The organism is Azospirillum brasilense, from assembly GCF_005222205.1.
GTDB classification, from domain to species: Bacteria; Pseudomonadota; Alphaproteobacteria; order Azospirillales; family Azospirillaceae; genus Azospirillum; species Azospirillum brasilense_G.
In genome coordinates, this window is sequence record NZ_CP032345.1 from 2,060,427 (window position 1) to 2,082,165 (window position 21,739).

Consider the following 21,739-nt stretch of genomic DNA (forward strand, 5'->3'; position numbering starts at 1 on the left):
TTGGCTTTGTGCCCACACGCCGCTTGCAATATCATCATACAAGTGAATGTATATTCGCCGGAAACGCGAGCGCCTTTCCGCAACGGCAGGGGACCAAGGGCAACGATATGGCGGGCAGACAGGGGAACAAGGAAGGGCCGGTCCTGGTCTGTCGCAATGTCAAGGTTTCCGGTCGACGCACCAGTCTTCGGATGGAGCCCTATATTTGGGACTCCTTGAAGGAAATCTGCGAGCGTGAAGGGCTGACGCTGAACGACATCTGCACCCAGATCGACCAAAGGCGCGGGGAGGCGAATTTGACCGCCTCGATCCGCGTCTTCATTGTCAGCTATTTCCGCAACGCCATCGGAAGCCGCGGCTTCTCCGAAGACGGACCGTCCAGCATTCTGCGCAAGGCGATGGACGACGCCATCCCGCCCTTCGACTGAAGCGAGGGGCGGGACGCCCGCCGCCTCACCAGCGCAGGCTGGGCAGGCCGTAGGTCGGCTGATGGCCGGAGGCGGCAGCGGCGGCGGCCAGCCTGGCCGGATCGACGGACTCGCCCCAGGCGCCGCCCAGCTCTTCGCGATGGATGCCGAAGGTGACCAGCGCCACGTCGATCCCGGCGGCGTTGGCCCCGGCGACGTCGGTGCGCAGGCTGTCGCCCACCGCCAGGATGCGCCGCTTGTCCTTGATCCCCATCAGCGACAGGCAGCGGTCATAGACCGGGGCGTGCGGCTTGCCGTGCCAGAAGACGTCACCGCCCAACTCCTCGTACCGCTGGGCCAGCGTGCCGGCGCAGATGACCATCTGCTCGCCGACCATCACGATCAGGTCGGGGTTGGCGCAGACCATCGGCAGGTTGCGGCGGCGGCAGGCCTCCAGCGCCGGCTCGTAGACCGACAGCGATTCCGCGAAGTCGACGATGCCGGTGTTCACCACGAAATCCGCCTCGTCCGGCGACGCCGCGAGCGTGTAGTCCAGCCCCTCATAGACGTCCATGTCGCGGTCCGGGCCGATGTGGTACAGCCGCCGGCCCAGAGCGGCATGCCACGGGTCGTCGCGGTCGCGCAGCGCGTCGTAGGCGGCCTCGCCCGAGGTCATGACATGGTGATAGCGCTCGCGCCCGATGCCCATGCCGTCCAGCTTGGCGATGACGCCGCCGGTGCGGCGCGGCGCGTTCGACAGCAGGCAGATCACCTTGCCCGCCGCGCGCAGCCGGTCCAGGCATTCCGGCACGCCGGGATAGGGCCGCTCGCCATCGTGCAGGACGCCCCACAGGTCGAGGATGACCCCGTCGTAACGGTCGATGACGGAGGCGATGCCGGAAAGCTGGACGATGTCGGTCATGGGGTCCGGTGGTGTGACGGGCGGGAAAGGGGGGCGGTTCAGCGGCCTTGCGCGGCCCGTTTAGGCTCGGCGAGAAGCTCCGCATAGACGGCCAGCGTGTCGGCGCACATGCGCTGCTTGGTGTAGCGCTCGGCGACGAAGGCGCGGGCGCGGGCGCCGATGGCGTCGCGCTGCTCCGTCGTCAGGGACAGCGCCTCGTCCAGCGCCTTGGCCAGCGCGTCGGGATCGGCGGGCGGCACCACCCAGGCGGTCTCGCCGGGAATCACCGTCTCCTGGTAGGCGCCGATGGCGGACACGATCACTGGGCGGCCCATCGCCTGCGCCTCGACGATCACCCGGCCGAAGGCTTCCGGCTCCTGCGAGGCGGAGACGACGACGGTGGACAGCCGGTAGGCGGCGGCCATGTCGTTGCAATGGTCGGTCATCGTGACGACGCCTTCCAGGCCGGCGCGGCGCACCTGCTCCTCCAGCTCCTGCCGGTAGCCGGTGCGGCCCTGGTCGGATCCGACGAGCAGCGCGCAGACGTCCTTGCGCCCCAGCTTCGCCAGCGCGTCGATCAGCACCGTCTGGCCCTTCCAGCGGGTCAGGCGGCCGGGCAGCAGGATCACCGGCTTGTCATCGGGCAGCCGCCATTTCTGGGCAAGCTGGATCATGCGGGCGGAGCTGACCCGCTCCGGCGCGAAGGACAGCGGGTCGATGCCGCGGTGGATGGTGCGGATGACCGCCGGATCGACGTCGTAATTTTCCAGGATGTGGCGGCGGATGAAGCCGGAGATGGCGATGATCCGCTCGCCCCGCGCCATCACCGAATTGTACCAGCGCTTCAGCCCGTTCTTGTAGTTGTACGGGGCGTGGAAGGTGGTCATGTAGCGGGCGCCGGTCGCCTGGCAGGCCAGCCAGGCGCTCCAGGCCGGGGCGCGGGAGCGGGCGTGCACGATGTCCACGCCGTTCTCCCGGATGATCGCCTCCAGCTTGCGCGCGTTGCGGCGGATGACCAGCGGGTTCTTGGAGGCCAGCGGCAGGGTGATGTGGCGGATGCCGGCGCGGTCCAGCTCCGCCGCCATCGGCCCGCCTTCCGACGCCACCAGCGGCAGCGCTCCGGCCTGGGCCAGCGCCAGCGCCACGTCGATGCAGCCGCGCTCCGCCCCGCCGGTGACCAGCGCCGGCAGCACCTGGAGCACGACGGGCCGGCGGCCGGCGGCCGCGAAGGCGCCCTTCGCGAAGGCGCCGGCCGGGTTGCGCGGGTCCTCGCCGGTGCTAAGCTGGGATTCGACGTCCATAGTCACAGATTCCTAAAGTCCTGGCCCACAGAGGTGTCCGATATGACCGAACCCGCAGCCGGCCCCGTCCCGTCGCAGGGCGGCGCGCACCATAGCCTGAAGCGCGGCGCCGCGACCATAGCCTATCGTCACACCCCCGGCCGCGACCCGGAGGGGCTGGCCCCCGGCGTGATGTTCCTCGGCGGCTTCATGTCCGACATGACCGGCACCAAGGCGTTGGCCCTGGAGGAATGGGCGGCGGGCGAGGGGCTGTCCTTCACCCGCTTCGACTATCAGGGGCACGGCGCTTCCAGCGGGCGGTTCGACGAGGGCACCATCGGGCTGTGGGCCGACGACGCGCTGGCCGTCCTGGACCGCGTCACGGTGGGGCCACAGATCCTCGTCGGCTCCTCCATGGGCGGCTGGATGATGCTGCTGACCGCGCTGCGCCGTCCGGAGCGGGTGGCCGGGCTGGTCGGCATCGCCGCCGCCCCGGACTTCACCGAGGACCTGATGTGGGATCTCTTCGACGAGTCCGTCCGCCGCGAAATCCTGGAGACGGGCCGCTGGCTGCGCCCCTCCGACTACGGGCCGGAGCCGCAGCCGATCACCCGCGCCCTGATCGAGGACGGGCGCAACCACCTGCTGCTGCGCCAGCCGATCGCCTTCGACAAGCCGGTGCGCCTGCTGCACGGCATGGCCGACCCGGATGTGCCCTGGCAGGTCAGCCTGACCCTGGCCGACCGGTTGAGCAGCGCGGACGTGCGGGTGACGCTGGTGAAGGACGGCGACCACCGCCTGTCGCGCGACCAGGACATCGACCTGCTGTGCCGCACGGTGGGCGATCTGGTCCGCGGCTTGGCCTGAAGAAAGAGGGCTTCGATCCGCCCCACGGATCATCCAGAAGGCGGCGCAAGATTTTTCCCAAAAAGTGATTTCAGGGGCTTGCGCACCGCCTTCGGGCTGGATATAAACGCGGCCTCTGCGGAGGGGTGGCCGAGTGGTCGAAGGCGCACGCCTGGAAAGTGTGTATACCCCAAAAGGGTATCGAGGGTTCGAATCCCTCTCCCTCCGCCACGAAATCAGGCTAGAGCGTTGATTTTCTTAGAAAATCCGCTCTAGCCTTTTTCGTTTCCCCACAGTTTACCCCACACTTTGCGGCGGATTGACGCCGCTGTTGGCGGACGCCCGCGGATAAGGTGGGGGGAATTGCTATCCACTTGGGCCTGTGCCAATGGAGGTACGCGAGGAGTGTTCTGAGTTGGGGCGTCTAAATGCGTATTCTCCCGCAGGAGACTGCGCATCAATGTTCCTTAAAGCTGGAGGTGAATATGCCCAAGCACATGTTTTGTTTTCGGTTTGATGGGGCGAGTATGCGCCGTGCCGGCAATGCCACTCCCCATTCCTCGATGGAATTGCATAGAGAGGTCGGGGAGGTGTTGAACGCTGCTGAATTCTCTGGCGCAAGAGTTCATGCTAATTACGATAGTTCACAATATCGCTTTGTTGATATCGTTGCCGATGATGGCGAAATTGCAATGAAGTTTAAGCTGGTGTTGCCTTCGTTTGACGGGCTTTTGCGAGAATTTTCGTTTTGAATTAAGTGGCTGCGGGGAGATAGCAGGTATTATTTGCTGCGTGTCATGCCGGCAACCATCCCGCAGCCTCCTTTCAGATTTCAAACGAGCAAGAAATCTTCCCACTCCTCCGGGTCATCTTCACCGCCGTCCCCAACGACAAGGAAGCCATTCGGTCGGTCAGCGGTCTCGTAGACGCTGGGGCCTTCATCGCCGGCCAGAATGCGGCCCACGGCCATCGCGGCGGCAACCGCTCCGTCGATCCGCCCACGGGCCTTCTCCTTGGTGAACTTTTCGTTCTCGGCCGCGTCCTTCTCGGCCACCACGTTAGCGAAGCACATCCGCAGCACCGGGTTCCCGCCGTGCCGGAACTCTCCGCCCAGGATGGCGCGCTTCAGCTCGCGCACGGGCGCGGCCATGCTGGCGAAGCCCTGCCCGAAGGTGGCGACGGTGATGTCTTCTCGCTGCAACGCCGTGGTGACAGCGGTGGAGTTCCATCGGTCGATGGCGACTTCCTGAAGGTCGAACCGCTCGGCCAGCCCGACCACATGGGCGATCACCGCGTCATAGTCGATGCGGTTTCCCTCCGTGATCGTCAGGAAGCCGGCGTCGCGCCAGCGCAGGTAATCAGCCCGGTCCTTCTCGGCCTTCTTCCCCAACGCGGTTTCGGGCAGGAAGAAGGACGGCAGCACGTCATAGCTGCGGCCGTCGCCCTCGCCATCGGGGAACACGGCGACCACGGCGGTCAGGTCTTCCACGCTGGACAGGTCCACACCCACCCAGCACGCCCGGCCAATCAGGTCTTCCGAGTCGGTGATCGGCTCGGCCTTGTCGTAGGTGGCAAGGTCCATCCACGGGTTGGACGCGCCTTCCTGCCACTGGTTCAGGTGGAAGCGGCGGAAGTCGGCGATCTCGGCCGGGAAGTGCTCGATCCGCCGGGCCTTGATGCGCAGTTCCTCCAGCGAACAGAAGCCGGCGTCGATAGCCGGGTTGGCCGCGTGCCAAGCGCTTTCATCCCGCCAATCGGCTTCCGGGTCCGCCGCGAAGATGATCGGGGCGAAGGTCGGGTCGTCCACCTCGCCGCGCGCCACGGCAAGGCTGTAGTTCCACAGGTCGTGGGCAAGCCCGCCCTGTCCTTCGCCGGCCGTGGAGATGACGACGGTGAGCGGTTCCTCGCGCTTCACCATGGAATCTGTCACCACCTTGAACAGCTTGCGCCCCTCGGCCAGCGGCCAACTGTGGATCTCGTCCGCCAGGAAGAACGAAGCGTTCATGCCGTGCTTGGAATAGGCTTCTGACGAAATGGCCTTCAAGGTAGAGCTGGTCTTGACGTGGTTCAGCACCTTGCGCGACTCGATGGGACGGACCCGGCGGGCCAAGGCGTCGTCTTGCTTCACCATCTCCGACGAGTGCTTGAAGGCGATGCCGGCGTTCTCTCGGTCCGCCGCCGCCTGGATCACCTGTCCGCCGGCTTCGGCCTCCGGTTCCAGGCAGTGCGCCAGCGCCAGGGCAGACGCCAGGGTCGTCTTGGCGTTGCCGCGGGGAATCCAGATGCAGGCGAAGCGCACCAGCCGCCGGCCATCGTCGGTGGACGGGCCATAGATGCGGCGCACCACCGCCTCTTGGAACGGGTGCAGGTGGAACGGCTCGCCCGCGAAGCGGCCTTCCCACAGGCGCAGCATGCGGACGAACCGGGACACCTTGTCGGCGCGGCCGGTCGGATCGGGGTATAGCCCCGGATCAGGCGAGAAAATCGGAATCCCAGCCATTGCCCTTGTCCTCTTCGGTCTTGCCCTTGGTGCCTTGCCGGTGCGGCGTGAGCGCCAGCTCGGCCGCCAGCAACCGGGCTTCGCGCATGGCGGCTTGCTGCATCTTGAAGGCCGGGTGCGGCTTGGGGCCGTTCTCGGTGGAGACCATGCGGCCTTCCGCGCCCATCATCTCCTCGAACTCCCGCACCTGCCCGGCGGCGACGCAGTAGCTTTCCAGCGTCGCCATGGTGTCGGCTGTCAGCAGCTTCCGGCGGTGCAGCTCCGGGGCGGAACGCTTCCATTCCCGCTTGGCGTGGGTGGTCAGCCAGGACGGCGGAGACGGGCACCGGCCGGGTGCGGCGCCGCCCTCGATCACCTGTAGGTTCGGCTTCCGGCCCTTCATGATGAAAATCCCCAATTTCGGCGTGAGTGCGCGCAAGACCCCCCAACGGTCCCGGCCCCTTCGGTGTGAAATTCCGACATGCCTATCCCCTCCAACGCTTCGGCCCGCCTTGGTCGCGGCGCGTCTGCTTCGAGTGGTGGGAGTGGCAGAAGGGGCGAAGGTTCGTCGGGTCCAGCCGGCGGTGCGGCGCCTCCTTGACGCTGACGATGTGGTCCACGTCCTCCGTGGGGCAGCCACAGCCAGGGACGCAGCACACCGGGTGCGTCTTGACGAACTCGGCACGGACGCGCTCCCACGCCGCGTCATAGCCACGCTGGCGAGCGGTCCCTCGGGCGGCGTCATAGGCTTTGGTGCAGCGCGGGCACTTCTGGCCGGCGGGGACCAGGGCGCCACACTTGCAGGCGCGAGGTGGGGCGTAAGGCATGGCGTCACCCCAGCACGCGCATTTCGATGCGCACCAGTTCGCCGCGCACGTAGATCGGGCCGGCGGCCTCCACGTTGCGCAGGGCGCCGCGCACAACCAGCTTGTCGCCCTTCTTCGGGACACGCGGATCGGTCGTAGACGACAGACCAGAGCCACCCGGCCACTTGGCCCGTTCGATCTCCGTGGGCGACAGGATGACGAAGATGTCCGTTTGCGAGATGCCACCGATTAACTCTTCCGGCCGGTATCCGCGCACAAAGCCCCGGCACTCCACGTCCACGAACACGCTGGGGCTCACGCCGTACTGGCGACGCAGCACAACGGTCTCGCCAGCGATGGCAAGCGCGCGGTCAAGGGCAGCCACTTCAGAGTTGCATGTCATTTGGGTGGACTCTCCGTTCTCGATGGTGGAAGCTCCGCACCCTTTCCACTCTGGAGAATAGGGCCGTGGCGACAACGCTCCGCATTACTCAGATGCCAAAACTTGAAGTCCTCAACTCCGATATTGTGCTGGAGGTGGTAACGGACGGGGAAAAGACCGGAGAGCTTCATATTAGCAAGGGCTCGCTTGACTATTACCCGGCCAACTCCAAGAAAAAGCACTATAGGGTGTCGTGGACAAAGCTTGCCGAAATACTCGAAGAGCACGGGAATGAGCGTACCTAACGAATAGTAGCTCTGACAGACAGAATGCTATTGCTGTAGGTCCCCATAGTTACGATGCGCGCTCTCAGCCGATCTCCAAGTACGCCATCAACCGTGGTGTCATCGGCGAGAGCGCCATCTGTTGGCACAACCGGGATGCCCTTCGGCGTCAGGCCCGAGACGTTGACCACCTTCACTCCACCGGCCGGGCCGAAGGCGAGGCACGCCACGTCCACCCAGGTCAAGCCGTTGTCCAAGCTGGTGGCGACGTAGACCTTGGCCGTGGTGCCGCCGGAACCGTAGGCAAGCCGGGCTTGGATGGTGACGGCCGTCATGCCCTCCAGGTCCACGATGGGCGATTGCGCCTCGTTGATGGCGGTGGTGATGGCGCGGTCGGCCAGAGCGTAGGTGCCGGGGTTCAGCATGGCGGTTCACCCGATGGAAGGTTGGCGGTGCGGGGACAGCAGGCCCTCAACGTCGGGCGGGAGCGATGCCCCCTCGCCGAAGCCACCCATCCAGAAGGTGGTGGACAGGACACCCGACACGTCCTCGGAGCGCACCAGAGGATCACGGGATCGGCCGAACCACCCCGCCTTGACGAGCATGATGGTTGCCCGCTCCACGTCCTCCGGGAGCGTGCGGCCGGGCTTGCCGGGCAGGATGTAGCCGGCTTGGTACTCGATCACGATCTTGCCCGCCGGCCAGTCGCGGCGGCTGTCCGATCCGGTGAGCCGGTAGACGAAGGCCGTGTCGTCCTCCGTCTCGAAGTCACCAGCGGCCAGCGGGTTGCCGGCCTCGATGACTGAGGCGACGGACACCACCGGCCAGCGCGACAGAGACAGGGTTTCGATGGGAGCTGCCAGGCGGAAGGTCTCGCGCACCGTTTCCAGTGCGAAGATGCGACCACACCAGCGCCGAATGGTGGCGCTGGTGTGGTCGATCAGGTCCAACAGGAACTCGTCATCGGCTCCACACGATAGGCGCATCTCTCCCTTGACGGCGGCTAAGGTGGTGAGGCGGTGGCTATCGGCGGGAGCCGTGACGGTCAGCATGGCGCGTCTCACACGGGCGGGTTGGCGGTGGGCGCGTTGTGCGGGTGCCCCAAGATGGCGACAGCTCCCAGGTTCGCCGCGCTAGCGTTGCCGGCCGGCGTGATGGTGACGCGCTGATAGCGCTTGCCGCCGGCATACCCGACCTTGCGGGCCTTGTTGTCGTCGGCGTAGGTGAAGCCGGCCAGCGCCTCGGTGCCGATCAGCAGATCATCGGGCACGGCCTCGGCGTCCGACAGGTTGGCCGCGTCCCCGTGCTCCACCAGCACGGAAAACGTGGCGTCGGCGTCCGCCAGGGAGCCGGTCAGCAGGACGAAGGTCACGGACCCATAGCCCAGGCTGTCCACGATGGACGAGACCACGGCCGTGTTGTCGTTCGTGGTCGTGCCCGGCGGGATGATGGTGACGGGCGTGATGTTGTTCATCAGGTCGCGCATGGTCGGTCCTCCTCAGATCGCGGCCACGATCAGCTTGCGCAGGGCTTCCGACTTGCGGACGCCACCGGCCACCCGCTTGCGGGCGTGGAAGCGGCACTTGCCCTTGGTGCGCTGGGTCAGGTCGTCGCGCAGCAGCGAGAAGCCCACGCGGTCGAACACCCGATAGGCTTGGGCGAGGTCGCCGAAGACGACAGGGATGTTGCCGCCTCCCACGTTGGGCATGTCCGGCAACTCCACCACCGGGCGGCCCATGATGGTGGTCACGGGGGCGCCGTTGATGCCCTGCACCAGGGCGAGGTACTGGCCGTTGCCGTCCTTCAGCTTGCGGATGGCGCCCAGCGTCGTGCCGTTCAGGCCCCACACGGCGTTGGTGCGGTACGGGCTCGGCAGCGCGTGATACAGGTCGATGATGCTGTCCGGCGTAATCTTCGAGGCGTCGCCCGTCGCCACGGTCGGAATGCTGGTGTCCGACATGAAGCCCATGGGGCGCTTCACGCCGTTGCCGGTGACGAAGGCCGTGCCCTCGGCCGCGCCGAACTCTTCGGCGAGGTCCATCGCCAGTTCGGCGAAGATATCGACGGCGGCGTCCTCCAGCGTGTTGAAGCCCACGTCCACGTAGGCCGTCAGCTCCTTCACCTCATAGTTGGACTTGCCGTAGCGGGTGCCGGTCTCCGTGTCGTCGCGGTCCTCCAGCTCCTCCACCCAGGTGGCGGTGGGACGGCCGATGCGCTTGGGCAGCTCCACCGAACCGCGCGCCGTGTTGCGCACGGTGGCGTACTGGCGCACCGGGCTCCACATGACGATGTTCTTGTCCACTTCGGCGATGAACTCGGCCGGGGCGAGATAGCCGGCGGACGGGTCTTCGGCGGTGCGCAGGGTCTTCACCTCGCCGAACTCCAGCCCGGCCACGCCGTGGCGGAGATAGGTCTCAAACGCCTTGCGCTCGGGAGCCTCGGCGCCCTTGGTCTCCGTGGTGGGCGCGGCGCCCGGCCGGCGGAGCGCGGTCTCCACCTTGCCCAGACGGTCGGTGATCGGCGCCAGCGCGGCGGTGATCGCGGCCGTCATCTTCGTCTCGATGCCGGCCACCAGCTCGGCGGCCTTGGTCTCCACCGTGCCGTTGTCGGGCGCGGCCGTGGTCTCGTCTTCCATGGTGCTCTCCTCAAGAATGGCCGCGCCAGCGGCCGGGAAACTCTTCACACTGGTGATGCGGGCGGACGGCGCGGCGGGCACGGCGACGAGCGACACCTCCAAGAGGTCCACCTCGTCCAGCCGGCGGACACCGCCGGGAAGCCGCGTCGCCTTCACCGTGCGAAAGCCGATGCTCAAGCCGGTGACGGCCTTGGTCTTGGCGAAGGCATAGGCTTCGTCGCCCGTGGTCGTGCCCAGCGCCAGCCGGCCCGAGACCTTCAGCCCTTCCGGGGCTTCCTCCATCGTCTCCCAGGTGCCGGCCACGGCCGCCGGGTCGTGGCTCAGCAGCATGGCGGGCATGGTGCCGCGCGCCTTGTGCTCGGCCAGCGAGCGGGAGAAAGCACCAGGCGCCACGATGTCGCGCACCCGGTCGGGCGCACCGCCGAACGGGGACGCAAGGCCGTCGATCACCCCGGCGTCGGACGGAGCGAACTTGAATTCGAGGTCAAGCCGCTCCATTGCCGGCCTCCGTGCTGGTGGTGCCGTTGGTCGGGGCGGGCGCGGTGTTGATCGGGCGCATGAAGGTCTCGCCCCCGGCGTAGGGGGCGCGGTTCTCCATGGAGCGGGCCTCGTTCGGATTGAGCACGCCCGCGTTGATGGCCTTGCTGTATGCCTCGAAGCGCGCGGCGATGTCGGCGCGGGCGAGGTCGTCCACCAGGAACTCGAAGTAGTATTCGCCCCGTTCCTCCGGGGTCAGCAGCGTGATCGCCAGCGCGTCGCACCACAGGCGCAGGATCGGCAGCATGCAGAAGGTAAGGAACTGTTGCCCCATGCTTTCCGCGTTGGCGTGGGTGGCGCGGTCCATCTCGCCCACCATGTGCAGCGGCACGCGCCAGAAGCGGCTGACTTCCTCCACCTGAAAGCGACGCATTTCCAACGTCTGCGCATCCACGCTCGACAGTTGGAGTTGCTGGAAATCCATGTCCTCTTCGAGGATCAGCGTCTTGCCGGCGTTGGCGGCCCCACCGAACCATTGGGTGAAGGAGACGCGGAGCTTCTTCATCAGCTCGGGCGTCACCTTACGCTTGTGCTTCAGGATGCCGGACGGCTTGGCGCCACGGCCGAACAGCCCGCCGCAGTGGGTTTCCAGGGTCAGGGAAAGGCCGATGGCTTCGCGGGCCAGCGTGACGGGCGAAGCGCCCTTGTGAACGTCCAGCCCAACGCCCCGGATGTGCAGGATCTCCGAACGGTCGCAGTCGCGCGCCAGCCCGGCCCCCGTGGCGACGGTGTAGACCGGAACCATGGTGCGCGGGTCTTGGCGGACGGAGACGGTGCGCGGGTCCAGCGGGATCAGCTCGGCCACCTGCCCGGCTCCGTCGCGGTTCACGAAGGCATAGGCGTTGCCGTAGGTGGCGAAGTGCGTGCCCAGCACGAGACGGAACTCGCTGGCCGGGGTCCACGGGTTGGCGGCTTGCGTGACCAGGGGATAGACGGGGTGGTCGGTGGCGCGCTCCCGGTCGTCCGGCCCCTTCTTGCGGTACAGGTGCGGGGTCAGTTGTTCGACGGTCTCGGCGATCACCTTGACGCAGGCGAAGGCGACGGAACAGCGCATGGCGGTTTCCGGGGAGACGGAAACGCCCGCTGCGGTCGGCAGAGCACCGCCGGTCAGGACTTCATAGCCGCCAGTGTCTTTGCGCTCGTAAGGCAATCTCTGCTTCAGCCAACCAAACATGAAAAGCCTGCCACGTCAGAAACGGCAAGCTTATTCTACATTAAATAGGAAAATTAGCAACACACAGAGACAGTATTCCGCTAATGTCCGCTTTGGTCCGCCTGTGTTTTTCTTTGTTTGTTAGGGGGGGTGTGCCGACGCACTTCTATGTTCGCACCCCAAACACTTCAGCCCACGCCCGACGCTCAGCGTCGGAACGGGACAGATGCGCGTCGAACTCCAGAATGGCCGCGCGCTCCTCGAAGTCGTCCAGGCGGTCGAGAAAGTCGGGGTAGCTGGTCAGCAGGTGGACCAAGCCGGTCTTCTCCGCACGGACGGCGGCGACGATGGCGGTGGGCAACGGCACCGATGCCCGGAGCCGCAGGTTGCCGCCATCGACATGGACGGTCGCGCCTTGATCGCGGATCGCGCGCAGCACGGACACGGCTGTCATATCGTCGTCTCCCAAAGGCTGGAGCCAGAGAGTGGGGGCAAATCAGCGTCCCCAGCGTCCACACCGTCCCCGGTGCCGCCAAGCTCTTTAGATTGCTTTGTTTTTTCGGGGGCGGTGCTGGACGGCGCAGCGTCCCCACCTCCACCCGGCGGATTCGGATCGCCCGCTTCTTATCGGCACCACGGCCGATATGCTGGTCGAGTTCGATCTCGACACCCAGCGCACGCAGGGCGGGCGCGACGCGGCGAAGACGGTTCGACAGGCGCGTGCCATCCTTCGGCCACCCCTTATCCCGTGACACATCCAACGAGACCTTGGCGTTGATCTCGGCCAGAAGCGCGGTCGCCGTGGCAATGTAGGTGGACCGCTCCGACGCTATGTCCAGCGCGGCGGCGGCCAGCGGATCGGCCTCGACAGCCTCTTCGACACCGCGCGCGCGGTTGGTCTCGTAGGCGGCAACGAACTGGTCGGGCTTCCACCCGAAGGCCGGGAAGCCGGCGGCGGACCATAGGGCGAAATCGGCCATGCGGGGCAGGCGCGGGAGCGTCACCGTGGCGCGGTTGCGCAGGGCCACCGACACGCCGTCGAACAGCGCGCCCAGGATGCGCGGTGCGGCGGCGTCGAACTCCGACCAGAACGCGGCTTCCGGCCGGCGGGCCTCCGCCGTCATCGCCGGCAGGGTCAGGGCAACGGCTCGGTCGGCCAGATCGGGGCAGGATGCCAGCGCGGGAATGCCGTTCAGCAGAACCGGGCGGCACACGTCGATCAACACTTCCTCGTTGTTCGTGTAGAGCGCCCGCGTGGCGAACCCGCCCCCGGTCGCGATGCGGCAGAACCAATCCGACTGGTCGCCGTCGATGAAGGACAGGTTGTCGTAACCCAGCACCCAGCCGTTGCGCGCGGCAATCAGCGCGTCGCGCTCGTCCTTCGGCGGCGAGCGCAGATCGGCCGCGTTCGGATCAACCAGCCGGCGCAGCACGCGGCAGAACGTGGACTTGGCCGCGCCCTGTTCGCCGTTCACCACCATGACGGGGAACGGCCCCTTGCGCTTCAGGCAAGCCACGATCCAGGCCACGGCAAGACGGAAGTCCTCGTCGCTTCCGATGTTGAGGAAGGGGCGCAACTCGTCAATGCGGCCACCCTTCTGCGGCACCGGCAGGGGGCGCAGCCCGGCCGGGCGGATGAAGGGGCACGGCGGGCGGGAGACGACGCTCCAGCCGTCCGGCCCGATGACGACGGCGGACCAATCGGGCGTGCCCAGGTCGATGACGACACGGCCTTCGTGCTCTCCGACGCGGACGGCGGGCACCTTCTCCGCCCCGTTGCAGGCGATGGCTTCGACGCTGTTCAGCGCGTCGGCAAGGGCCTGAGACGACGGTGAGCCGGGGATGGTGATCTTCGTGTCGCCCTCGGCGATCACCTGCTTGTAGCGGGCGCCGTAGGTCTTCAGCAGGTGGCGACGGTAGGCGCTGGACCGGACGGCAAAGCTTTCGAGGTGCCCGTCCACCTCCACGGTGGCGTAGGCGACATGATCGGCGTCGCGCCACAGTTCGCCGCCTGTCGCGCACAGGATCAGCTTGTCGCGCTGGGACAGCCCGTCGTCGTCCTCACCACCGGGCGGCGGCGTGAACTCCGGTGCGGTCTCGATGATCTTGCGAACGTCGTCAGGCATGGGCGGTCTCCGCAGCCGTGGCCGCGCGTAGGATGTCGTTGAAGTCCGTGTCGGGGACGGGAGGCAGGGCGAGGCGGACGCGGCGGCCTTCGGCATGGAACCGGCGGGCGGCGGCCTCGGCCTTGCGCTGTCCCACGCCGTTGGTGTCGTGATCGACCAGGATCACCACTTCGGCCACGGCGGGCGGCAAGATCAGGTCAACCAGATTGCCGGCGGAGAAGGTGGCCCAGCCGGGAAGCCCGGTTTCCTGCATCCCCGACAGGACGGTCTCCAGGCCCTCCCCGACCAGCAGAGTGGAGCCCGCCGGGGCAAGCCGGATCGCGGCGCCCTTCAGCGGCCCCAAGGTCATCTTCGGGCTTGGCGCGGCGGCCTTGTCCGTGCCACCAGGGGCGAGAAAGGTCCGGTGGATCGCGCACACCCGATTGCCGGGATGCAGGGCGAAAGCGGCCACCATGCAGGGGAACCGCTGGCCGGTCGGCGCGTGCTTGGCGTTGGGCAGAAAGCGAATGGTCGGCGGCACCGGGAGCCGGATCGCCCGGTTGCGGAGATAGGTCTCGGCGTCTGTCCCCATGGCGGGGAGGGTCTGGCTCCAGAGGTCCAAGGCGGCCTTCCGTTTCGCGTCGGGATCGGCCGGGGCAGTCGGTTCACGGCGGGCCGGCGGGGTCCACGCCCGGTCAGGCTCGCCCGCCCATAGCCCTTGCGCCCGAAGGGCTTGGATCACGTCGGCTTGGGAGCACCCGCACGCATGGCTCTTGACCAGCACGCGGCCTTTGTCTTCCTCGACAGTGAAGCCGGACGGATAGCCGCAGCTCGGGCAACGGCCGCTGTAGGTCCGGCCAGCGCGGGCAAAGCCCAGCGCCTTGGCGATGCCGGCGGCGTCCATCTCAGGCCCTTCCCGCTTCGGCACGCCAGACGAGCGTGATCTCAGCGGCAAGCTGGTTAAGTGTGCGGGCGGCCGGTGCCGGCGCGGGGAGCCGCATGGCGCGGGTCGGTTCAGCCCACAGGCGGCGGAACTGCCGGTTCTCGGCCGGGTCACTCTGGCGAAAGAAGTCAGACGCGGCGCGCATCGGCTCAGCCCTCCACGTTGCCGGCCAGACGTGCCAGGAAGTCGGCGGGCGAGTCGGTGATGATCCGGCGGCGTCCCACCGTGACGAAGCGGATCAGGCCGTCGCCCATCAGCTCGTATGCCTTGGAGCGGCCGATACCGGCCCCATAGCAGAACTCCGGGACGGAATAGCCGGCCTTGGCGACGCGGCTCGGGTCGATGGCCTTGCCCTTCTGGCGCGGACGGCTATCGGTGGAGTCCAGGCAAGCCGGGGACGTTTGCGGCCGAGGGGTGTTCCCCGGCCGCCCGTTCAGGGTCGTCATGTCAATTCACCTATCTTGAAGGGGGCGGGGGCGCGATGGCCCCCGGCGGGATCAGTCGCGCTCGCCGATGATGGAGCGCTCTTCCTCGGTGTAGTGGGCGATCAACGCGCGCAGCTTGCCGATGTTGAACGTCGTGACCTTGCGGATGTCGGTGCCGCTGAAAAGCACTTGGTCCCATTCGGAGGCGGCAGGAACCTGTTCCGCTGGAAATGCCCTGCCGCCGCGCGGCTCAAAGTAGTCCTCGACGAAGCTGATGGTGCGTGCTTCGGGGTGTCGCCGCGCGGCGTCGGCCACCTCACACGCGATATAGCCGGCCTTGGTCGCCTCGTAGCCGTCGTCCATCAGGTCGCGGAACAGCCACAGCGCGATCATGTCATCGGGATCGAACAGGCGGGCGCGTCCGGGGACCGTGCACGGAGCGCAGCGGAAACGGCCCGCCGCGACATGCTCGTTGAAGCGGTCCCGGTCAATACGCGCAACCCGGCACGCGGCGACCGTGGTAAGCTTGGGGATGGTGGTCATGGTGTATGTCCTCTTGGCTCTTGCGATTTCCAAGAGGTAGGGCGTCCTCTGGCGGAAAGCAAGAGGTTATTTAAAGGGGGCCGGCGGAACCGGCCCCCTCAGGTTCACGCTGCGGCTACCAGGGCCGTACCGGGGCCGTCGTCGTCCACCTCTCGGAAGTCATCCTCCAGGATCTTCAGGGAACCCGCCGCATGTCGTTCTTCGCGGCCAGGGCCTTGAGTGCCCGATGGACGCGCAAGCCCAACAGCATCAGGTCCATGGAGTCTACAAGGGCGCGCTTCTCCTCTTCCGTCGCCTCCGGGAAGTAGCGCAGGAACGTGCTCTCGCTCTCCGAAAATCCATCGGCCCCGCGCGGCTCCGCTAGGCTCCGTTGCCGGTTCTTCTCTTCCTCGTCGTAGGCGTTTGTCTCTTTGAAGATGCGGTCGTAGGTCTTCCATTGCTTCGCCAGCTTCTCGTTTTCGTAGCGGGCGGAACAGTCCTTCGACCACCGTTCCATGATGCCGGCGGTTTCCTCGACGGTCAGGCTAACCGCCGTCGCCAGTTCCGGGGGCAGGTTCGGAATGGACGCCTTCAGCGACTCCATGGTGCGGACGGCCGGGTGCTCCGGGTCGTCGTAGCCGTAGTGGTCGCTCGCCTCGTACGCCAGGAACGCAAGCTTCATCACGGTGCCAGCCGCGCCATGGACGGGCGCGTCGGCCAGGAAGTCGCAAGCCTCCCGCTCAGCCTTGTCGGCCGCCTCGTTGTAGTCGTCGCTCTCCAGGCAGATGGTGCAGGCTCCCCGCCACTGGCGGAACGCGGTCAGCATCGCCGCATCCCGATCTTGCGGGATAGCGGTCAGGGCGGCACCGGCAGCAGCCCCAACAGTAGCAACGGCAGCAGCCCTGCCCAGCAGATGGCGGCGGGAAACTGGCAAAGTCGTGGTATTCTCGGAACCAGCCATGGTCCGCAGCTCCTATACAGCTCGGGTTGTGGTCAGGCCGGGCGCGGGAGCTTCCACCTTCCCGTCCGGCCACTTGCCGGGTTACAGCAAGTTCGGTACACTGTGCGCAAGTTGGTGGGTGACGGTCAAGAGGAACTTGCGCACATGGTGCTGAACTTTGTGGGTGCCGAATGACGCCCGCTCAATGTCGGATGGCTCGCGCGGCTCTGGAGCTTGGCGTGCGTGATGTCGCCAAGCTGGCGGAGGTCGCTCCGAGCACCATTACGCGCCTTGAACGTGGCGAAAGCCTCTATCCTCGAACAGTCGAAGCTATCCGGGCTGCCCTCGAAGCGGCCGGTATCGAGTTCATCCCGGAAAACGGGGGCGGGGCTGGAGTGAGATTGAAGGTGAATAAAGCATAAGTGATGAGGGGCGGTTATGAGCGTAAATCCGTCTACAGCTAAAAAGCTCTATGGGCTATCAGCGGGAAGATGCAATATATGCAAGAAAAGGTTACATAATAGAAACTATCATGCAGGAGAAATGGCGCATATTGTGGCTGAGAAACCCACCGGCCCTAGAGGATGCGCTAACTTTGTTGGTGACATAAATGGTTATGATAACCTCATATTGCTTTGCGTTGATCATCATACTTTGATTGATCAAGATACTAATACATACACAGTCGCTTTTCTGAAAAACTTGAAGCTTCAGCATGAGTACCAAGTTGATCAGCTATTTACAAACGGCAATGACAGAGCTTCTGATGTTTCCGCCCTTAGTGTATTGATGGAGTATATGCCTTTTATATACGTGCCCGGTGATGTGGAGAATTTGCCATATAGTTTCAACATAAGACTTCTGGAGGTTGAGCAAGCGGTGGAAGGATTTATACTTGGAAATCCTCATATGTATCCATTTTACGACACCGTTCTTATGAAGAGGTTTGAAAGGTTCTATACTAATTACCAGGAAGTCATTGGTGCATTGAGGTGGGTGTGGAAGGACGCATTGATATTTGACGTTGCAATCGGCGGTTTTTCTAAAATTAAAAGCGATCTGTTCGGCCGAGATGAGTTTAGTATGGTTTGTTCCGAAATAACAGGAAGGGTTTCCCTGATGATGCAATGCTTCCATGATCTGGTATCTTATTTGAGGCAATTCTATAAAGACGTGGCGATAAATTCATATCCCCCTCGCATTGCTTGGTGATGGAGAATAAAGCTTCTGATCTTCCTTAATCTCTACCGCGATGCTGCTGGTGCCTTCATATAAATAATCCCGCCGCTTCACTCCGCAGCGGGCTTCATACATTTCGGGCGTTGACGGCCCCATTCTCACCGCATACGGGAGTAGGAGTCGAGTCCTAAATCGGACGTTAGCGGACAGGATCGCAGCGCCTCCCGGATCGTGACTAGTCACAGATAGCGGGTGACTTGAACCGTGACTAGTCACACCCTAAGTATGGGAAAACCTGTGACTAGTCACGAGCCATGACCGATCAAACCGCAGCCGCCAGACAGGCCAAGCGCCGCGCCCGCCTCGCCGAAGGCAACGTCGCGCAAATCAACGTCCTCGCCCCTCAGTCCGCCCACTCAGCACTTCGAGAAATCGCCGCGCGCACCAGGGCCGGGGAACCGCTCCATAAGGTTCTCAGGTCGCTTGCCATGCGAGCCACCAACGAAGATGCCCGTTGGGCGCCGCTGGCCGTCCCCGACGATCTCCAGCCCGGCCCCGGTGAGGTCGCCGTTGCCGTCCGCACCGGAAGCCGGTCAAACGGCTACACGCGCAAGCTCATTGACCGGGCAGGGCTCCAGCGCCGTGACGATATCGGCGCGTGGTGCGGGATCGTTGCCAAGGAGATGGCGGACAAGCTGGCCGCGCGGGCGGAAACCACCAGCGCAACCGTGGCCCAGCGGGCGGGCGAGGCGTAAACCCCCGGCCGGGGACGCTGAATGGGGACGCTGGGGACGCTGCGGGGACGCTGATCTTCGCGCCAGCGTCCCCACGGAAAAGCTAACTCGCTCAATGCTTTGAGTGCTGTACGGACATGGTGGGGACGCTGGGGACGCTCCTTTCTCTTTCTTTTCTAAATAGAGAAGGTAGAGGGGGAGAGGGAGGCTATCGCTCTACGCTCGCACCGCCTTGGGCAGGGGGACCACCTTCGCGGCCTCGCCCTCACAGAACCGCGCCCACCGCTTCATGAGGTCGCGGCGCTTCTCCAGCAGGTCGCCCCGTCGATAGGCGGCCTCCACCTTGTCCTTGATGGTGTGGGCGAGCGCCATCTCGGCCACCTCGCGCGGGGCGTTGGTCCGCTCGGCCGCCCAATCCCGGAAGGCGGAGCGGAAGCCGTGTGCGGTCGCCTCCAGCTTCATGCGGCGTAGAAGCATGGTGAGGGTCATGTCCGACATGGGTTTGCCGGGCTTGCTGCCCTCGAACACCAGGGCGTTGGGGTCGTCAGGCTTCCGCGCCAGCTCGCGCGCCTTCTCCAGCACCGTGACGGCACGCGGCGCCAGCGGCACCACATGGACCTTGCCGGCCTTCATCCTCTCGGCTGGGATCGTCCAGAGCTTCGCGTCGAGGTCGATCTCGGTCCAGCGGGCGCCGCGCATCTCCCCGGATCGCACCGCCGTCAGTATCAGGAACTCCAGCGCCAGCTTGACCAGGGGGCCGGTCTGGTCGGTCTCCCGGAGCCTGGATAGGAATGCGGGTACATCGGCAAAGGGAAGGGCGGCGAAGTGCTCCACGGCGTCCTTCTGCTTGGGCAAGCCCTTGGTGACGGATCGCACCGGGTTCTCGCCCTCCCGGAAGCCTTTGGCCGCAGCCCAATCCAGCACCGTACCGATTCGCTGACGCACTCGGCGGGCCGTCTCGGGCTTCTCCAGCCAGATCGGCAGCAGCACGTCCCGTACCTCGGGTGTCCCGATCTCGTCCACCTTCACCGGCCCCAGCGTCGGGAAGACGTGGGCTTCCAGCGTCGCGAGCCATTGCGCCGCGTGCTTCTCGTTCTTCCAGCTCTCCTTGTGCTCGCCGTGGCAGGTGCGCGCGGCGTCCTTGAAGGTCGGCACCACCTGCCGGACCTTGCGCCGCTCGGCCAGCGGGTCGCCTCCGTTGCGCGCCAGCTTCCGCATGTCGAGCGCCATCTCGCGCGCCTCGGCCAGCGTGACCAGGGACGCGGAACCGAGACCAATGTCGCGGCGCTTCCCCTGGATCATCAGGCGCAACAGCCAGCGCCGGGCGCCGGACGGGTCCACCTCCAGATAGAGCCCGTTGCCGTCAGCATGCCGGCCGGGCTTGGCGGAGCGCACCGTTACCGCCGTCAACGCCTTTTCAGGATGACGCCCGTTCCGCTTCGGCAATTCGATTCCCCGTCGCTTCTGCCCCACATTTTCCCCACATTCTGTATCGGGTGGGGGCGAATGGCAATGGACAGTCGTGGACGGGTGCGGACAGAGCCTTTCAACGGTTCAATGGGTTAGCGGATGCTCGTGGACGGTGGCGAACACCCAAAAATGTCAATTATAAAGCCTCTCCCTCCGCCAGTTTTTCCTGCTGACTTCGCCGTGGTGTCAGCAGTGGCGAGATACCACCGTACTTCCGGGCGGTTAGCCTTATACTTTCCCAGGCATAGGCCCTGTTGAGGGGCACAAGCCGCGCTGTTTGCCCGGTCTGTGCCCGATTTTCTCCGCCGGTCCGTGATCGACTTCCCTTTAGGGCGCGAAAGGTTACTCCCCCGCCGTGGCGCTGTCTCCCGGTTCGGGGACGTTCACGCCTGAACCCTCGACTCCGAAATTGGCCGAGGTCCAGTTCAGGGCGAAGTCCAGTTCAGGGCATAGCGCGCGTCGGCACCACGCAGGGCTTGCTTGCCGATGGCCGCGAGGTGACCGTCATCCTTGCCCGGTCAAAGATTTATCGGACGCACCACTCGGCGTTGTTCAGCTGACGCCTTCTGCGCTGTCCTCACCTCGGCTCGGGCCCGCTCGTCACAGCAGGGTCGCAAGCGCTTCCTTGGTGAAATCGCGCAACGCCTCCATGCGCCCTTCGCGAACCTTCCGGACCCATTGTGGGTCGGAGAGCAGGGCCCGGCCGACGGCGACGAGGTCGAAGTCGCCGCGCTCGAAGCGGCGCAGCAACTCGTCCAGAGGGCTGGGCTGCGAACTCTCGCCCTGGAAGGCAGCGATGAATTCGCCCGACAGACCGACGGAACCAACGGTGATCGTGGCCTTGCCGGTCAGCTTCTTGGCCCAGCCGGCAAAGTTCAGGTCCGAGCCCTCGAATTCCGGCTGCCAGAAACGCCGCTGCGAACAATGGAAGATGTCGACGCCCGCGTCGGCCAGCGGAGCCAGCCACGCTTCCATCTCCTCCGGCGTCTTGGCGAGGCGCACCGCGAAGTCCTGCTGCTTCCACTGCGAGAGGCGGAGGAGCACGGCGAAGTTCTCGCCGACCGCCGCACGCACCGCCTTGACCACCTCGACCGCGAAGCGGCTGCGTTCCGGCAGGGTGGGGCCGCCGAAGGCGTCGGTCCGCTTGTTCACTCCGGCCCAGAAGAACTGGTCGATCAGGTAACCGTGGGCGCCGTGGATCTCGACCGCATCGAAGCCCAGCCGCTTCGCATCCGCCGCGGCGCGGCCGAAGGCGGCGATGGTGTCCGCGATGTCCTGCTCGCTCATGCCGTTGCCGCCGGGCTTGCCCGGCACGACGAGGCCCGAGGGGCCTTCGAATGGCTGCGGCGGCATCCAGCCGGACAGGTGCGGGGCCATCACCCCCATGTGCCAGATCTGCGGCGCCATCGCGCCCCCCGCCGCGTGCACGCCGTCGATGACCCTCTTCCAACCGGCCAGCGCATCCTCGCCATGGAAGCGCGGAACGTTGGGATCGTTCGAGGAGCTGGGCCGGTCGATGACGGTGCCCTCGGAAAGGATCAGGCCGACCTCGTTCTCCGCCCGGCGGCGATAGTAGGCGGCCACATCGTCCGTCGGCACGCCGCCCGGCGAAAAGGACCGGGTCATCGGGGCCATGACGATCCGGTTCTTCAGAGTCAGCGACTTCAGGGCGAACGGGCGGAAGAGGATGTCGACGCTCATGGTGACGATC

At 65.7% G+C, this 21,739-nt stretch carries 25 protein-coding genes and 1 tRNA gene; 8 read left to right on the plus strand and 18 right to left on the minus strand.

Translation table 11 applies throughout. The annotated features are described in order from the left end of the window. Positions 1–107: 107 nt before the first annotated feature. Entirely contained in the window at positions 108–428 is a 321-nt protein-coding gene (locus D3869_RS09945) for a ribbon-helix-helix domain-containing protein (RefSeq protein WP_082188189.1), read from the plus strand. Between the two features lie 25 nt (positions 429–453). On the opposite strand, the gene D3869_RS09950 is transcribed toward D3869_RS09945, so the two are convergent. Both D3869_RS09950 and D3869_RS09955 read right to left on the minus strand, forming a co-directional pair. Beyond that, positions 454–1,329: a TIGR01459 family HAD-type hydrolase gene (locus D3869_RS09950; protein WP_137139916.1), complete on the minus strand. Its 876-nt coding sequence runs from the start codon at positions 1,327–1,329 to the stop codon at positions 454–456. A 38-nt stretch (positions 1,330–1,367) separates the two neighbouring features. Beyond that, the gene (locus D3869_RS09955; protein ID WP_137139917.1) at positions 1,368–2,609 is read right to left on the minus strand and encodes a glycosyltransferase family 4 protein; all 1,242 of its coding nucleotides are present in this window, start codon (positions 2,607–2,609) and stop codon (positions 1,368–1,370) included. A gap of 42 nt (positions 2,610–2,651) precedes the next feature. Between D3869_RS09955 and D3869_RS09960 the strand changes: the two genes are divergently transcribed. From D3869_RS09960 to D3869_RS09970, 3 genes are all read left to right on the plus strand, one after another. Further along, positions 2,652–3,455: an alpha/beta hydrolase gene (locus D3869_RS09960; RefSeq protein WP_137139918.1), complete on the plus strand. Its 804-nt coding sequence runs from the start codon at positions 2,652–2,654 to the stop codon at positions 3,453–3,455. A 119-nt stretch (positions 3,456–3,574) separates the two neighbouring features. Continuing rightward, positions 3,575–3,665, plus strand: a tRNA-Ser gene (locus D3869_RS09965). A gap of 254 nt (positions 3,666–3,919) precedes the next feature. Then, positions 3,920–4,186, plus strand: coding sequence for a hypothetical protein (locus D3869_RS09970; RefSeq protein ID WP_137139919.1), 267 nt, complete (start codon positions 3,920–3,922; stop codon positions 4,184–4,186). 80 nt (positions 4,187–4,266) lie between these two features. Here D3869_RS09970 and D3869_RS09975 read toward each other — a convergent pair whose 3' ends face one another. The 3 genes from D3869_RS09975 to D3869_RS09990 all read right to left on the minus strand — a co-directional run bounded on the left by D3869_RS09975 (position 4,267) and on the right by D3869_RS09990 (position 7,104). Then, a complete protein-coding gene (locus D3869_RS09975; RefSeq protein ID WP_137139920.1) occupies positions 4,267–5,934 on the minus strand; it encodes a terminase large subunit in 1,668 nt (555 codons plus the stop codon). Continuing rightward, on the minus strand, positions 5,906–6,316 hold the full coding sequence (locus tag D3869_RS09980; RefSeq protein WP_137139921.1) for a phage terminase small subunit P27 family: 411 nt from the start codon (positions 6,314–6,316) through the stop codon (positions 5,906–5,908). The genes D3869_RS09975 and D3869_RS09980 overlap by 29 nt, the downstream gene beginning before the upstream one ends. Before the next feature lie 428 nt (positions 6,317–6,744). Continuing rightward, positions 6,745–7,104, minus strand: a complete 360-nt coding sequence (locus tag D3869_RS09990; protein ID WP_137139922.1) for a hypothetical protein — start codon at positions 7,102–7,104, stop codon at positions 6,745–6,747. 83 nt (positions 7,105–7,187) lie between these two features. On the opposite strand from D3869_RS09990, the gene D3869_RS09995 reads away from it, so the two are divergent. Beyond that, positions 7,188–7,406, plus strand: coding sequence for a hypothetical protein (locus D3869_RS09995; RefSeq protein WP_137139923.1), 219 nt, complete (start codon positions 7,188–7,190; stop codon positions 7,404–7,406). Here the strand turns inward: D3869_RS09995 and D3869_RS10000 are convergent. The 11 genes from D3869_RS10000 to D3869_RS10050 form a co-directional block, all read right to left on the minus strand. Then, on the minus strand, positions 7,403–7,810 hold the full coding sequence (locus D3869_RS10000) for a hypothetical protein (protein ID WP_137139924.1): 408 nt from the start codon (positions 7,808–7,810) through the stop codon (positions 7,403–7,405). The genes D3869_RS09995 and D3869_RS10000 overlap by 4 nt on opposite strands. Before the next feature lie 6 nt (positions 7,811–7,816). Next, the gene (locus D3869_RS10005) at positions 7,817–8,437 is read right to left on the minus strand and encodes a hypothetical protein (RefSeq protein WP_137139925.1); all 621 of its coding nucleotides are present in this window, start codon (positions 8,435–8,437) and stop codon (positions 7,817–7,819) included. Positions 8,438–8,445: 8 nt separating this feature from the next. Beyond that, on the minus strand, positions 8,446–8,871 hold the full coding sequence (locus tag D3869_RS10010) for a hypothetical protein (protein ID WP_137139926.1): 426 nt from the start codon (positions 8,869–8,871) through the stop codon (positions 8,446–8,448). A gap of 12 nt (positions 8,872–8,883) precedes the next feature. Next, positions 8,884–10,518, minus strand: a complete 1,635-nt coding sequence (locus D3869_RS10015) for a phage major capsid protein (RefSeq protein WP_137139927.1) — start codon at positions 10,516–10,518, stop codon at positions 8,884–8,886. Continuing rightward, positions 10,505–11,731 (minus strand): phage portal protein, encoded by a 1,227-nt coding sequence (locus D3869_RS10020; RefSeq protein ID WP_137139928.1) that lies wholly within the window; start codon positions 11,729–11,731, stop codon positions 10,505–10,507. Before D3869_RS10020 ends, D3869_RS10015 begins: the two co-directional genes overlap by 14 nt. Positions 11,732–11,916: 185 nt before the next feature. Then, positions 11,917–13,836, minus strand: coding sequence for a hypothetical protein (locus D3869_RS10025; protein WP_137139929.1), 1,920 nt, complete (start codon positions 13,834–13,836; stop codon positions 11,917–11,919). Beyond that, complete coding sequence (locus tag D3869_RS10030) at positions 13,829–14,719, minus strand: DUF7146 domain-containing protein (RefSeq protein ID WP_137139930.1); 891 nt, start codon at positions 14,717–14,719, stop codon at positions 13,829–13,831. The genes D3869_RS10025 and D3869_RS10030 overlap by 8 nt, the downstream gene beginning before the upstream one ends. Position 14,720: 1 nt before the next feature. Next, positions 14,721–14,903, minus strand: a complete 183-nt coding sequence (locus D3869_RS10035; protein WP_137139931.1) for a hypothetical protein — start codon at positions 14,901–14,903, stop codon at positions 14,721–14,723. Between the two features lie 4 nt (positions 14,904–14,907). After that, on the minus strand, positions 14,908–15,204 hold the full coding sequence (locus D3869_RS10040) for a helix-turn-helix domain-containing protein (RefSeq protein ID WP_137139932.1): 297 nt from the start codon (positions 15,202–15,204) through the stop codon (positions 14,908–14,910). A 51-nt stretch (positions 15,205–15,255) separates the two neighbouring features. Then, positions 15,256–15,726: a hypothetical protein gene (locus D3869_RS10045; RefSeq protein ID WP_137139933.1), complete on the minus strand. Its 471-nt coding sequence runs from the start codon at positions 15,724–15,726 to the stop codon at positions 15,256–15,258. Positions 15,727–15,901: 175 nt separating this feature from the next. After that, positions 15,902–16,666 (minus strand): hypothetical protein, encoded by a 765-nt coding sequence (locus D3869_RS10050; protein ID WP_137139934.1) that lies wholly within the window; start codon positions 16,664–16,666, stop codon positions 15,902–15,904. 191 nt (positions 16,667–16,857) lie between these two features. On the opposite strand from D3869_RS10050, the gene D3869_RS10055 reads away from it, so the two are divergent. The 3 genes from D3869_RS10055 (at position 16,858) to D3869_RS10065 (ending at position 18,579) form a co-directional block, all read left to right on the plus strand. Continuing rightward, a complete protein-coding gene (locus D3869_RS10055; protein ID WP_137140618.1) occupies positions 16,858–17,067 on the plus strand; it encodes a helix-turn-helix domain-containing protein in 210 nt (69 codons plus the stop codon). Positions 17,068–17,083: 16 nt separating this feature from the next. Further along, entirely contained in the window at positions 17,084–17,857 is a 774-nt protein-coding gene (locus D3869_RS10060; RefSeq protein WP_137139935.1) for an HNH endonuclease, read from the plus strand. Between the two features lie 281 nt (positions 17,858–18,138). Beyond that, a complete protein-coding gene (locus tag D3869_RS10065) occupies positions 18,139–18,579 on the plus strand; it encodes a hypothetical protein (RefSeq protein ID WP_137139936.1) in 441 nt (146 codons plus the stop codon). 195 nt (positions 18,580–18,774) lie between these two features. Here the strand turns inward: D3869_RS10065 and D3869_RS10070 are convergent, their stop codons facing one another. Continuing rightward, positions 18,775–19,968, minus strand: coding sequence for a tyrosine-type recombinase/integrase (locus D3869_RS10070; protein WP_247895611.1), 1,194 nt, complete (start codon positions 19,966–19,968; stop codon positions 18,775–18,777). A gap of 660 nt (positions 19,969–20,628) precedes the next feature. Further along, complete coding sequence (locus D3869_RS10075) at positions 20,629–21,729, minus strand: NADH:flavin oxidoreductase (RefSeq protein ID WP_137139938.1); 1,101 nt, start codon at positions 21,727–21,729, stop codon at positions 20,629–20,631. Positions 21,730–21,739 lie beyond the last annotated feature (10 nt).